Raw genomic sequence first — 12,428 nt, 5'->3', positions numbered from 1 at the left:
CGAGACCGCATCGTCGGATCAGAAAGCCCCGCGGATCCGTGCTGCGTCGAAGGCATCCTTGCATTCGCGGCGCAGGGCTCGCAGCACGCTGTGATGCTGGTTGGCAATGCACTTCGTCATCACCTGGAACGTCATCGTGTCGCCGGTGATATCGCCCACGCCCAGCACCAGCGGTTTATCGAGCAGAGTGCCCTCAAAGTCAGCCTCGAGGTCGTCGAGGACCTTGCGGATGACACGAATCACCTGGTTGGGGTCTTCCAAAGCATGCACCTTGATGTCGGTAAATGAGATCGTCCAGCCTTGTGTGACATTGCCCACCTTGGTGATCTCACCGTTGCGTAGATACCAAGCCGCGCCATTCCAGTCCCGGATCCGGGTCACGCGCAGGCCGACATCCTCGACGAGCCCCTCCACGTCATTGATTTTCACCGCGTCACCGACGCCGTACTGATCCTCGAAGATGATGAATAGTCCCGCCAGGATGTCTTTGACGAGCGTCTGTGCGCCGAAGGCCAGCGCCACGCCAACAATTCCCGCAGAAGTGAGGATTGGAGTGATCTTGATACCAATAGTGCTGAACCCCGACAACAGGGCGACGATGATGATGATCGCCACACCAACATTCGACAGAAGCCCGCCAACTGTTGCGGTGCGCTGATTTTGTCGGTCAACACTAGCTCCAGTTGCCTCGGCGAGGATGCGGCGAGTGCGGCCCGGCATCGTCGCTTCGCGTTTCTCGGAGCGCGACACCATGAGATGAATTGTCCAATCAACGCCCTTGCGCAGCAGCCAGCGGGCGGCGATCGCCACAGCGATGATGATGACGATGTGGATGAGTGTGTCCCACGTCCACACGTCAGACTTCAGCGGAGTCATGGTCTCCCCTCGCGGTCGGGTTCAGATGGTGGATGTGCTCTCAGTAACACTTCCACCCTCCCACCTCGGGCAAGAAAAACCCGCCCTGGGCACGCCCGAGCCACCAACGTGACAGGATCGAGGTATGAGCGACGAAAACGTCTCCCCCGCAGCACGCCTTCCTGGCAGTGACGAGCTAACGGCTGAGCGACCGCTGGACCCACAAGACCTGCCCGAACATCTGGCCGAGCCAACGCAGATGCCCTCGACTGGCCCTCAGGTTGCCCAGGCGGTAGTCGAGGCGGTCGGTGGCACTCCCCGTGCAGATGGGATGGTTGACGCCGCCGAAGAGGTGCGTATTGATGTTCTGGCTTTTGCCGATGCGCCCGCGCCGGGCTGGTCGACCTGGTCAACGGTGAGTCTGCACGCAGAGCCCAATGCCGTCGCTCTCGTTGACGGCACCAGCAGTGACATTCGCGCCGAGCTTATGGTGGTGGGCGCTCCCGGTTCCGACGTCATGGGCAAGGTCCTGGGATCGTGCGCCTTTGCCGTGCTGCGTGACCACTGGTCAATGGCTCCCGGAATCGTTTTCGGTGATGTCGTGTCGATGTACGCGCCGAATTCCACTACCCCACACCTGATGTGGTGTCATCCCTTCACCACTCCCCAGCTCGATCGGGTGGAAATTGACGACATGAGGGTCCATTGGTTGCTTGGCGTACCGATCACTGAGGCCGAGCGTCAGTGGCTGGAGACCAATGGGTTCGATGCTTTTGTTGAACTCCTTGACGCCAAGGCCATCAACTACACCGACCTGCAACGCCCATCGGTGGTCTGACGGACGGTTTAGGCGGACTTTCTGGGTAGTACGAGGTGTCGCTGGAGGAGTTCCTGGCCGCGAATCTGTGCGACGACCATGTCTGCTAAGGCGACTCCTGTTGCCCTGGCGTCGCTGCGCACTGTCGACAGCGGGGGATCGCTGAGAGCCGCGATTGGTGCATCGTCGAATCCAACAATGCCAACGTTCTGTGGCACCTGCCGACCTGCTTCGTTGAGGGCTTGGATCGCCCCTGCGGCCAGCAGATCTGAGGCCGCGACGACTCCGTCGAGATCCGGGTGGCGCTCGAGGAGCTCCGTCATTGCCCGCTTGCCGGCGGTGAAGGTCCATTCATTGACTGTGGTGTGCCCTAGGGCGGCATTTTTCGCACCTTGGTGGAACCCGTCGAGACGCAGCTGGGTGACCGGAGCCCACGACGGCCCTCCGATCGCGACTAATTTCGACCGACCCGTGGCTAGGAGCCGCTCGGTGATAGCCCGGGAACCTCCGATGTTGTCGGTGTCGGCTGAGGGGATGTCAGATCTTGGAAATGGCGTGGATGCGGTTACGAGGGGAATATTCGTGGCCATGAGGCGCGGGACCAGTGGGTCGTCGTTGCTCATAGCGACCAAAATTGCCGCGTCGAAGGATCCCCCGGCAATCAGGGGCCCGACCCGGTTAGCGGAGCGGGGAGAATCGACGAGGGCTAGCAGCATTTGGTATCCGTGCTCAGAGAGGCGAAGGTTTGCCCCCGATGCCATCGGCGACAGCGTTGGCTCGCTGTAGAAGACGTCGACTTTTTCGCGGGCTACGAGTACCACAGTGTCGGTGAATTGGACTCGTAACGACCGTGCTGCCCGGTTAGGTACGTAACCAGTGGTCATGATTGCGTCGGCGACAGCTCGTGCGGTTGCGGGAGCAACATTGGTGTGGCCATTGAGGACCCGCGACACTGTGGCATGGGAGACGTCGGCGACTCGAGCCACGTCGTGCATAGTGGGTCTGCCTGTGTCCGCGCTCATCGACAATCCTCCTCATTATTCCGGTTCGTCATCGTTGACGCTTCGATTGTGTGACCCACTTGTCGAGGGTGGGCCGTGAGTCGTAATGTACACGTGTACACAACGCTGTGACGGAATCTAAGGCGGTATCCAATACACGCTGGTCGGCAGGATACGGGTCCACCTGTAGCCCGTTACTCAAGGAAGAGGGTTGACATGATCACACGCCGTACTCGCCTGATGGCTTCTATTGCTGCAATCGTCGCCGGAACACTTGTGCTCGGTGCCTGTAGCAATTCCTCTGGGGGATCCGGGTCGCCCAGCGAGGCCTCGTCGCAGTCTGCGACAGCCTCCGGCCCGGTCACGATCAAGTACTTGCACCGTTTGCCCGACGGGGAGGATATGACAAAGGTCGCTGACATCGTCAATAAGTGGAACTCGGAGCACCCGGACATCCAGGTTGAAACCACGAAATTCCCAGGCAAAGCCAGCGAACTCATGCCCAAGCTGGAGGCTGACGTCAAGGCTGGGACCGCACCCTGCTTGGTTCAGGCGGGATATTCCGAGATCCCAGACATGTACGTCAAGGGCTTGGTGCAGGACGTCACCAGCGAGGCCGAAAAGTATAAGGGCCACTTCTCGGGCGCCTACGGGCAGATGTCTGTCGGCGGCAAAATTGTTGGTCTGCCCCAAGACACTGGTCCATTGGTGTACGTCTACAACGAGGCCGAGTTTAAGAAGCTCGGCATTGAGGTTCCGAAGACCTCTCAAGAGTTGCTTGCCTCCGCTAAAAAGGCCGCTGCCAAGGGCAAGTACATCCTCGGATTTGAGCCCGACGAAGCCCAAAACTGGCTATCCGCCCAAGCTGGTGCTGCGGGCGCTGTCTGGTATTCCGCCGAAGGGGATAAATGGAAGGTCGATACCAATGGCGACAAGAGCAAGATTGTTGCTGACTTCTGGCAGAAAGCCCTCGACGACAAGAGCGCTGTCACTGCCGCCCGTTGGAGCGACGCGTATACGAAGAACCTTGTTAGCGGGAAACTTATCGGCAATATTGCCCCGGCCTGGGAGACTGGCTTCATGCTAGATGCCCTTGACAAGACCAGTTACCACGGTCAGTGGCATGTCGCTCAGCTGCCATCCTTTGGCGGATCAGACGTGACTGGACCTGACGGCGGCTCCGGTGTCGCCGTCGTCGAGGGCTGCAAGTACGCTGCGCAGGCGATGCAGTTCAACGACTGGTTCAACACCCAGGTCAACGATCTCGCTACCCAGGGTCTGGTCCCTGCTGCTAAAGGTCAGGTGACTACCCCTGAGAAGATGAAGAAGCAGTTTGGCGGCCAGGACGTCATGGCAGAGCTCGCTAAAGCTAACGAGAGACTCGCCCCGCAGTTCGGATATATCCCCGGCTTCGCTGTCGTGGGCACGAAGATGAACGAGAAGGGTGCCGAGGCCGCGTCCGGCAAGGCCAAGGTCGCTGACATCTTCCAGACTGCGCAGGACACCTCGGTCCAGGTTCTCAAGGACGCCGGGCTCCCCATTAACGGGTGATTCTGACGGGATCGGGGGCGAACTTTGGCCCGGGTTAGGCGGTGGTAACGACGTGCGCAATCTGGGCCGACCATTTTTACCGGTTCGGGGCTTCCTATGACCCAGGAGGGCCCGGCCCCACCCCAACTGACAGTTGTGATCCGTTATCGACGCAGTCCGTGGCGATCGTCATGGTCGCCGAACGGTGCGCGGAGATTCGCACCGTGACATTTATTTTCAGGAGACGGCATGTCCTCAGCCACGATGGCTAGTCGCAAGGCCACACACGATGCGTTAACTGGGTGGTTATTCGCGTTGCCATTCACCATCGCTTTCGGCATCGTATTCGTTGCTCCCATCATCGAGAGCATCCGAGCTGGCTTTCACAAGCAAGTTGCCGAGGATGGCGGCCTTTTCGGTGGAGGCCGGACAGTGGAGAAATTTGTTGGCCTGGAGAACTTCCAGGACGTATGCACGAATCCAGCCTTCTGGCACGGCATCGGTCGCGTCATGCTGTTCGGCGTCTTTCAAATCCCGATCATGATCCTTGCGGCGCTGTTCCTCGCTCTGGTTATCGACTCATACCTGGTGCGCCATCCCGGGTTCTGGCGTCTCTCATATTTCTTGCCCTACGCGATTCCAGGGCTTGTGGCTGCGATTATGTGGACCTATCTCTACGTGCCCGAGATCTCCCCTTTCGCGGGGCATTTGAGCTTCAGTCTGTTGAATTCCCACGTCATCCTCGCCTCAATGGCAAATATGACGACGTGGACCTTTACCGGATACAACATGCTGATCTTCCTTGCTGCCCTACAGGCGATTCCATCGGATCTGTATGAGGCCGCACGTATCGACGGTGCCTCCGGGTGGGAGATTATGACGAAAATAAAGATCCCAATGGTTCGAGGTGCGGCGGTGTTGGCAGTTCTGCTATCCATCATCGGCACGGTGCAGTTGTTCAACGAGCCGACGGTTTTGGCTACCGTCGCGACTTGGCTGCCGCGTGATTACACGCCCATGATGATGGCCTACAACACTATGAATGGAAATATCAGCCCGGGTGGTGCCGGTCCGGCCTCGGCGGTGTCCATCATGATGGCCTTGGTTGCCGGCGTACTCGCAATGATCTACGTCCTCGTCCAGAGGAAGGCGGACTGACATGGCATACGGTAAGACTGTCGTCACCAAGGATGGCATCCGTGCCCCTCACTAGCTGGCCTTCCTCCTCGATCGATTGCTCCCTCCAAGGCAGCCCGGACAATCACATTGGTGATCTTGGCCTTTGTAACTTGCTATTTTTTGCTGCCCATCGTCTGGCTTGTTATCGCATCTACCAAGAACAACACTGATCTGGTGAGCACTCCCGGGTTCGCCTTCGGCGAGCTCAACTGGGCCGCCAATTGGCGTTCCCTTATGGCCTGGACAAAGGGAATGTTTCCGAGGTGGGTGCTCAACTCATTGGTGTACTCGACGGTGGCAGGTGCCGTTGGGACGCTCTTTTCTGTCGCCTGTGGGTATGCAATAGCTAAATTTCAGTTCCCGGGGCGCCGGGTGCTGCTAGTCATCATTATGACGGGCCTGCTCATGCCGGTGGCATTGCTTACCGTTCCGTTGTACCTGCTGTTTGTCAAGATGCACCTGGTCAATACCGTGTGGGCGATGATCATCCCATCAATGGTCAGCCCGTTTGGGGTGTTTCTCGGCAATGTTTACGCTGATTCGTCAGTGCCGACAGAACTTCTCGAAGCCGCCCGCATTGACGGGGCGGGCGAATTCCGGATCTTTTCCACCATGGTGCTGCGTCTGCTGGCCCCTGCCATGGTGACGATCTTTCTGTTCATTTTCGTCGCAACGTGGAGCAACTTCTTGCTGCCGCTGATGATGATCACCGATGAAAGATTGCAGCCGGTGACCCAGGGACTGTACGGCATGATGGCCTATTTCGCCCCGGACAAGGGAGCTGTGATGCTCGCTTCCGTCATCGGAGTCGTCCCGCTGGTCATTTTGTTCCTCGTCCTCCAGCGTTACTGGCAGTCCGGGCTTGCTGCCGGGGCTGTCAAGGGGTGATGCACCACACGTCCGGTCTCTATGCAGGTCCTTATTAGGGTGGGTTTCCCACTCCCTGGGGTCGCGTTCAACTTACAATTTTGATGAATCTCCTTGTTTCCGAGGCAGCCAATTTCTGGAGTTCCCCTTTTTCACGCCCAGGCTCCCTGTGCACAAAAACGTCGGGCCGGTCACTGCATCAACAGTGGCCGGCCCGACGTGTCGCCGTGGCGACGAAAATCATTCAGCGGCGCTGGGATGGGTCATGTCAGCGGGGACGACCCATTTATCGAAGTCCTCCTCGCTCATGCCACCGACCGTTAGAGCGGACTCACGCAGGCTGATACCCCTGTGGTGAGCGTTCTTGGCGATCTTCGAAGCTAGGTCGTAACCGATGTGACGGTTGAGGGCCGTGACCTGCATGAGGTTCTTGTCGAGGTTCTCCTTGATTTTGTCGGGGTTCGGCTCGATGCCATAGGCGCAATGCTTGTCGAAACTGATGCACGAATCAGCGATGAGGCGGATCGACTCCAGGCAGGCATGAGCCATGACGGGCTTGAACACGTTGAGCTGGAAATTGCCCTGGGAACCGGCAAAACCGACCGTTGCGTCGTTGCCGAAGACGCGGGTGGCGACCATTGTCATGGCCTCGCACTGAGTCGGATTGACCTTGCCAGGCATGATCGAAGACCCGGGCTCGTTCTCGGGGATAAGGAGCTCGCCGATACCGTTGCGGGGGCCGGATGCATACCAGCGGACATCATTAGCGATCTTCATGAGAGCGTCGGCAAGAACGCGCAGCGACCCCGAGACTTGCACTAGGACGTCGTGGGCGCTTAGTGCAGCGAAAAGGTTGTTGGCCTGCTTGAACTCGATGCCAGTCTCCTCGGTCGCGTGCTTGGCGACGGTCGGGCCGAAATCGGGGTGGGCGTTGAGACCGGTGCCGACGGCGGTGCCGCCGATGGCCAACTCACGGGCACGAGAGTCGGCGTACCGGATGCCATCAAGGGCGAAGTCGATTTGCGCGACCCAGCCGCTGATGACCTGGCCGAGGCGGATTGGTGTCGCGTCCTGCAGATGGGTGCGACCGACCATCACGACGTCGTCGTACTTCCTCGCCTTCTCGTCGAGGGTGTCGCGAAGCCGTTGGACGGCGGGATAGAGGCGCTCGTTGAGGGCGCACACGACCGCGATGTGCATGGCCGTGGGGAAGGTGTCGTTAGAGGATTGTCCACGGTTAACGTGGTCGTTGGGATGGACGGGCTTCTTCGATCCGCGCTCGCCACCGGCCAGCTCAATGGCGCGGTTGCTAATGACCTCGTTGGTGTTCATGTTGGATTGGGTGCCCGAACCGGTCTGGAAGACCACCAGCGGGAACTCGTCGTCAAGCTTTCCGGCGATAACCTCGTCGGCGGCCTGGACGATGAGGTCGGCAACGTCGCCCGGCAATTCCCCAAGTTCCTTATTGGCCAGTGCCGCGGATTTCTTGAGAGTTCCGAGAGCACGGATCATGTCTCGGCCCCAAACGAAGGTGTCACGGCCGATCTCGAAGTTGTGAAGGGAACGCTGGGTCTGGGCGCCCCAGTAGTGCTCCGCGGGTACTTCGACCTCGCTCATGCTGTCTTTCTCGATGCGCATCTCTGCCATGTTGTAAGCCTACTTTGCACGGGAATGACGGAGGTGACGGGGTGGCGGGATTTTTTGGTGAGAGACTGCGGCTACGTGGGGGTAGGGGCCGTTACCATTGAACCAGCCGGGCTTACCAAGGGAGGCCGCGAGCCTATAGGGGTAGAGGGTGTGGTCACGGACTCGGCCCGTTGGGGCATGGCTTTAGGCTTGCGAAATAACGGGTGGTGTCGCAGGGAGTCAAACCTGTGGACAACTCAATGGGTTCGGCGGCCGTTATCCACAGAGTCGAATTGGGTGACGAAAAACTGGGCTCGAAAACGACAACTGAAGGTATGGAGTTAGCTGACATTTTGGAGGCCAACGGCGGTGTGGCCAAGATCAGTTCAGTGGGACGAGTCGCTAGGCAGGCGCGGCGTGCGGCGCGAGAGGGCCATGTCATCCGACCCCTGCCCAGAATTGTCATGACTACTACCGCCGCCAGGTACCCAGAGGCGTGGATACGCGCCGTTAGTACGCGCCGTTAGGTTGTGGCGCCCAAGCGCGGTCTTCACCGGTAGAGCTGCGTTGTACCTGGCCGGAATGAGAGACCTCAAGGTGACCGAGATTGACGTCATCGTCCCACATTCAATGGCGCGGTGCTCGCGTCGACCATGGCTAAGGTTTCATCGCGGCACGAGTGAGCCCGTCATCGAGGATCGCTACGGTGTGCGTACCACCTGCGCCTACACGTGTTTTTGGTTGGCGCTGCGTGGGGAGTGGGAGGCAGCCACGGAATGCCTTCGGACAGGCTACGTGATTCCCGATGATCTTCGCGAGGTTCGCCGTAGGGTGGCGAGGAAGGCTCCATCCAGTGTTGTCAGACAGGTGTTGCGGCAGTTGTTGGACCGTCCGTGGTCTGTCGCTGAGCGAGAGATTCATGCTTTATTCCGCCGTCACCGGATCAGTGGGTGGAAGGCGAACGAGAGGTTATGGATCGACGGGGACGCCGTTTTTCCGGATCTCTGGTTTGAGAAGGAGAATGTGGTCGTCGAGGTCGACAGCTATGTCTTCCACGGGGGACCAGCAGACTACGAGGCGATGGCCAGGCGTCACGCGCTTTTGGTGGGAGCTGGATTGCGCGTCATTCGGATCACCCCGACCATGATTCGCGATAATCCGGAGCTGGTTCTCAACACCGTCAGGTCAGCACTCTGGGGCCGGCACAGGGGTGTGGTTGCAGCGGTATGAAGTGGTACCTCGGTGGACCAAGTGCATACTGCTTGCTGGAGGTTGTTCTCACGTTGGAATTCGCGTTCGTTGGAGTCCGCCTCACACGATTGCGAAAAACGTCGATACGGCGGGGACTCGGGCAGGATCGTACCCGACCTGCGGGCGACCAGGCGTAATTCGCGGCTCCTCGCGATGGGGGCCGCGAATGGGCGAGCCTCCGGTCACTGCTACACGAATTTAGTCACCGCTACGCGAAGAAGGACGACGTGGACAGGCACGAACCGTTGTCGCCGGGTACCTCGTGCAGCTTCGTCGTGGCCGACTCGCGAGTCAAGGAGATGGCTGCCGATCCGCTTTGGTAATCACCGAATCGGCTGTCACTGGCGATTTTTGCCGGGGCAGCGGTTGATGCGGTTTCCTGAGCGACAGCAGAAGCCACGGCCGTGGGTTTTGTGGCCTCGACCAGCGGCGCAGTGAAAGCCGGAACATCGGAGGCAGGTTTGGTCAGCGGCTCGATCCCGGGCAGAAGGTTCTTAGGCGGGAGGAACTCGAGACCCTCGAAATCCGCGGAACCCGGCGCCTGAGGGGACCCGGGGGCTTGAGGTGAGGGATGAGGTACATGACCTTGATGCTGCGAATACGCCAGTTCTGGGTGGCGTTGCTGAGGACGCGCGGATTCAAGGTGATTACTAGGCTCATCAAAACTGTCGGACAATGCATCGGTCAGAGCAGCGAAGGAGCCACCGAGCAGGCCCTTATCCGGCGGGTCGGAGAGCTTGTCCGCCCGGCCTGCTGGTGACCGAGGTCTGCGCTCAATAACATGCTTTTGCTTCGTGGTACTGCGGTTCACAATCCCCAGGTCCTGCTCGTTTGAGGCGGACTCGTGGTACCCGCCACTCTTGGATCGTGTGGCCTTGGCCCTCTGCCCCTGAACGACCCATATGACGATCGTCACGAGCAGCACTAAACTGAGGACCACGTCTAAGGCACTGCTCCGAGTAACGAAGATGAGGATGAGGAGGAAGACGATCGCCGAACTGTATGTACTCGCTGGCGATTTCTTGCTTGAAGCGCCCTTACTACCGGTGGCCATGCCGCCAGGATACGTGATTGATGTGTCCCACGGCCAACAGACAAAAATGGAAAAGGATCATCTGAAGTGACCGGATGTTGCTCTACCCGCGCGCGGACTCGAACCGATTCCTAGGATTGCCCACATGACACACGATCCCATGGCACAACCGGTTCCTCACAAGGTCGTCATCATGGCGCGTGGTCTGGGAACGCGGATGCGTAAATCTGCCGAGGGAGTCTCTCTTACAGCAGACCAGGCAGCCGCTGCCGCAGCGGGTGTCAAGGCGATGATCAGTCTTGGTGGCCGTCCATTTCTCGATTACGTCATCTCCGCGCTGGCCGACGCCGGCTTTGACGAATTTTGTCTGGTGATCGGCCCAGAGCACAACGTGATCAGGGACTACTACGATTCGTGCGAAAAATCGCGATTGTCGATCGTCTATGCGATCCAAGAGCGTCCTCTGGGTACTGCGGACGCCGTTGCAACCGCCGAGGATTTTGCCGGCGAAGATCGGGTACTGGTTGTGAACTCTGACAATTTTTATCCGGAAGATGCGGTTGCCAGACTTCGCGAGGTTCCCGCTTCGGGGACCCTAGGTTTCACAAAACGCGCCATGATCGCCCAGTCCAACATCGATCCTGAACGCATTCATGCCTTCGCCCTGCTGAATTCTGATGATTCTGGTCAACTCAGGGATATCATCGAAAAACCGGACCCCCATATCGTTGATGCTGTCGGCGAGACCGCACTGGTGTCTATGAACTGCTTTCTGCTCACCCCGACGATCTTCGAGGCGTGCCGCTCGATCGAGAAGTCAGAGCGTGGGGAGTACGAGATTGTTGATGCAGTGCGTTGGATGGTGGAGCACGGCGAGCGTTTTGATGTCGTTCCGGTCGAGTCGGGAGTTCTTGACATGTCGAACCGCGGCGACATTGCGTCTGTGGTGGAGGCTCTCAGCAGTCGTGAGGTGAAACTGTGACACGTTGGTTCGTTCCAGGACGTATTGAAGTCCTCGGCAAGCACACTGACTACGCCGGCGGGTCCACATTAGTGGCCGCTGTGGATCGTGGGGTGAGGATTTCAGTCGAGCCAGGTGACAGTGGGATAACGGTGTCGACGGACGCCGCTCCCGGTGAGCTCTCCTTAGGTGCGGGCCGTGATCCAAAATTGCCGGCTGGGCACTGGGGTAGATACGCACAGGCTGTTATCGACCGTCTGACGGCAAATTTCGGTGATTTGGCCCCCGCCAGGATTCGGTTAACGTCCGATTTGCCGCTAGCCAGTGGGATGAGCTCTTCCTCTGCGCTCGTCAGCGCGATCGTGTTGGGCCTGGCTGATTTCAATGGGCTGCCTGATACCTGCACGTGGCAGGACAACATCACTGACGATGTCGATCTGGCCGGATATCTGGCCTGCCACGAGAACGGTATGACCTTCAAGAGCCTCGCAGGTGCCGCAGGTGTGGGCACTTTTGGCGGCTCAGAGGACCACACAGCAATGGTGTGCAGTGAGGACGGGCAGCTCGGTCAATTTCGCTTTTGCCCGATTCGATTGCAACAGCGGGTCCCATTCCCTGCTGACATGTCTTTTGTCGTCATCGTTTCCGGAGTGGCGGCTGAGAAGACCGGAGCTGCTCGTGATCTCTATAACGCGGCATCGTTGGCGACGCGCGAGATCATCGAGCGGTGGAATTCGACCACAGGTCGTCAAGATGCTGTTCTCGGGGACGCTCTGGTGGTCGACCCCGATGCTGAGAAGCTGCGCGAGGTGGTGAGCGATCGTGAAGACCTCACTCGACGCCTCGATCATTTCCTTGCTGAGTCCGAAAGCATCATTCCGGAGGCGTCGAAGGCACTGGCGTGCGGTGATCTCGACGGATTCGGGCAAATCGCTGATGAGTCACAGCATGCGGCCGAAGACCTCCTTGGCAATCAAGTGCCACAGACATCGGCTCTCGCGCGCACCGCTCGCGCGCTTGGAGCGACTGGGTCCACCTCGTTCGGGGCAGGATTTGGTGGTTCGGTGTGGGCCCTTGTGCCTACCGCTGAGGCCTCGGAATTCGCCAGCGCATGGCTTGGTCAGCACCGCGATGAGTACCCGGAGGAAGCTGCACGGGCCATTACCGTGGTTACGCGACCAGGGCCTTCTGCACGGCGCCTGGACTGATTAGTTCGGCGGCGCGCTCATCGCATTTCTGCTATCGCGCAGAAGCGATGAGCGCAGCTGCTAGGAGGCTGGGGTTCGCAAACGGGTAAGGGTTTTTCGA

General features: G+C 59.1%; 9 protein-coding genes and 2 pseudogenes. 7 read left to right on the top strand and 4 right to left on the bottom strand.

What is annotated here, in order from left to right; translation table 11 throughout:
* Positions 1-18: 18 nt before the first annotated feature.
* Positions 19-876 carry a mechanosensitive ion channel family protein gene (locus F1563_RS04700; RefSeq protein ID WP_149302572.1) on the bottom strand — a complete coding sequence of 286 codons (858 nt, stop codon included), beginning with the start codon at positions 874-876 and terminating at the stop codon, positions 19-21.
* A gap of 124 nt (positions 877-1,000) precedes the next feature.
* Between F1563_RS04700 and F1563_RS04695 the strand changes: the two genes are divergently transcribed.
* Positions 1,001-1,693: a suppressor of fused domain protein gene (locus F1563_RS04695; RefSeq protein WP_002528343.1), complete on the top strand. Its 693-nt coding sequence runs from the start codon at positions 1,001-1,003 to the stop codon at positions 1,691-1,693.
* An 8-nt stretch (positions 1,694-1,701) separates the two neighbouring features.
* Here F1563_RS04695 and F1563_RS04690 read toward each other — a convergent pair whose 3' ends face one another.
* Positions 1,702-2,667 carry a LacI family DNA-binding transcriptional regulator gene (locus F1563_RS04690; protein WP_007434259.1) on the bottom strand — a complete coding sequence of 322 codons (966 nt, stop codon included), beginning with the start codon at positions 2,665-2,667 and terminating at the stop codon, positions 1,702-1,704.
* A gap of 246 nt (positions 2,668-2,913) precedes the next feature.
* On the opposite strand from F1563_RS04690, the gene F1563_RS04685 reads away from it, so the two are divergent.
* From F1563_RS04685 to F1563_RS04670, 3 genes and pseudogenes are all read left to right on the top strand, one after another.
* A complete protein-coding gene (locus tag F1563_RS04685; protein ID WP_002528341.1) occupies positions 2,914-4,224 on the top strand; it encodes an ABC transporter substrate-binding protein in 1,311 nt (436 codons plus the stop codon).
* A gap of 243 nt (positions 4,225-4,467) precedes the next feature.
* Positions 4,468-5,361: a carbohydrate ABC transporter permease gene (locus tag F1563_RS04675; protein WP_172623622.1), complete on the top strand. Its 894-nt coding sequence runs from the start codon at positions 4,468-4,470 to the stop codon at positions 5,359-5,361.
* Between the two features lies 1 nt (position 5,362).
* A pseudogene (locus tag F1563_RS04670) lies at positions 5,363-6,270 on the top strand (carbohydrate ABC transporter permease).
* A 219-nt stretch (positions 6,271-6,489) separates the two neighbouring features.
* Here the strand turns inward: F1563_RS04670 and fumC are convergent.
* Entirely contained in the window at positions 6,490-7,896 is a 1,407-nt protein-coding gene (fumC, locus tag F1563_RS04660; RefSeq protein ID WP_002546585.1) for a class II fumarate hydratase, read from the bottom strand.
* A gap of 314 nt (positions 7,897-8,210) precedes the next feature.
* Between fumC and F1563_RS04645 the strand changes: the two are divergent.
* Positions 8,211-9,105 (top strand): annotated as a pseudogene (locus F1563_RS04645) (endonuclease domain-containing protein).
* A 229-nt stretch (positions 9,106-9,334) separates the two neighbouring features.
* Here the strand turns inward: F1563_RS04645 and F1563_RS04640 are convergent.
* Complete coding sequence (locus F1563_RS04640; protein ID WP_002528334.1) at positions 9,335-10,180, bottom strand: hypothetical protein; 846 nt, start codon at positions 10,178-10,180, stop codon at positions 9,335-9,337.
* Between the two features lie 124 nt (positions 10,181-10,304).
* Between F1563_RS04640 and F1563_RS04635 the strand changes: the two genes are divergently transcribed.
* Both F1563_RS04635 and F1563_RS04630 read left to right on the top strand, forming a co-directional pair.
* Positions 10,305-11,141 (top strand): nucleotidyltransferase family protein, encoded by an 837-nt coding sequence (locus F1563_RS04635; RefSeq protein WP_002528333.1) that lies wholly within the window; start codon positions 10,305-10,307, stop codon positions 11,139-11,141.
* Entirely contained in the window at positions 11,138-12,328 is a 1,191-nt protein-coding gene (locus F1563_RS04630; protein WP_002528332.1) for a galactokinase family protein, read from the top strand. The genes F1563_RS04635 and F1563_RS04630 overlap by 4 nt, the downstream gene beginning before the upstream one ends.
* Positions 12,329-12,428: the final 100 nt, after the last annotated feature.

Source organism: Cutibacterium modestum (assembly GCF_008326345.1).
GTDB classification, from domain to species: domain Bacteria; phylum Actinomycetota; class Actinomycetes; order Propionibacteriales; family Propionibacteriaceae; genus Cutibacterium; species Cutibacterium modestum.
This window is presented reverse-complemented; position numbering and strand designations above follow the sequence as displayed.

Bases quoted from the DNA above. Each gene is read 5' to 3' on its own strand.
- F1563_RS04700 (WP_149302572.1), bottom strand. From the start codon at position 876: ATGACTCCGCTGAAGTCTGACGTGTGGACGTGGGACACACTCATCCAC.
- F1563_RS04695 (WP_002528343.1), top strand. From the start codon at position 1,001: ATGAGCGACGAAAACGTCTCCCCCGCAGCACGCCTTCCTGGCAGTGAC.
- F1563_RS04690 (WP_007434259.1), bottom strand. From the start codon at position 2,667: ATGCACGACGTGGCTCGAGTCGCCGACGTCTCCCATGCCACAGTGTCG.
- F1563_RS04685 (WP_002528341.1), top strand. From the start codon at position 2,914: ATGGCTTCTATTGCTGCAATCGTCGCCGGAACACTTGTGCTCGGTGCC.
- F1563_RS04675 (WP_172623622.1), top strand. From the start codon at position 4,468: ATGGCTAGTCGCAAGGCCACACACGATGCGTTAACTGGGTGGTTATTC.
- fumC (WP_002546585.1), bottom strand. From the start codon at position 7,896: ATGGCAGAGATGCGCATCGAGAAAGACAGCATGAGCGAGGTCGAAGTA.
- F1563_RS04640 (WP_002528334.1), bottom strand. From the start codon at position 10,180: ATGGCCACCGGTAGTAAGGGCGCTTCAAGCAAGAAATCGCCAGCGAGT.
- F1563_RS04635 (WP_002528333.1), top strand. From the start codon at position 10,305: ATGACACACGATCCCATGGCACAACCGGTTCCTCACAAGGTCGTCATC.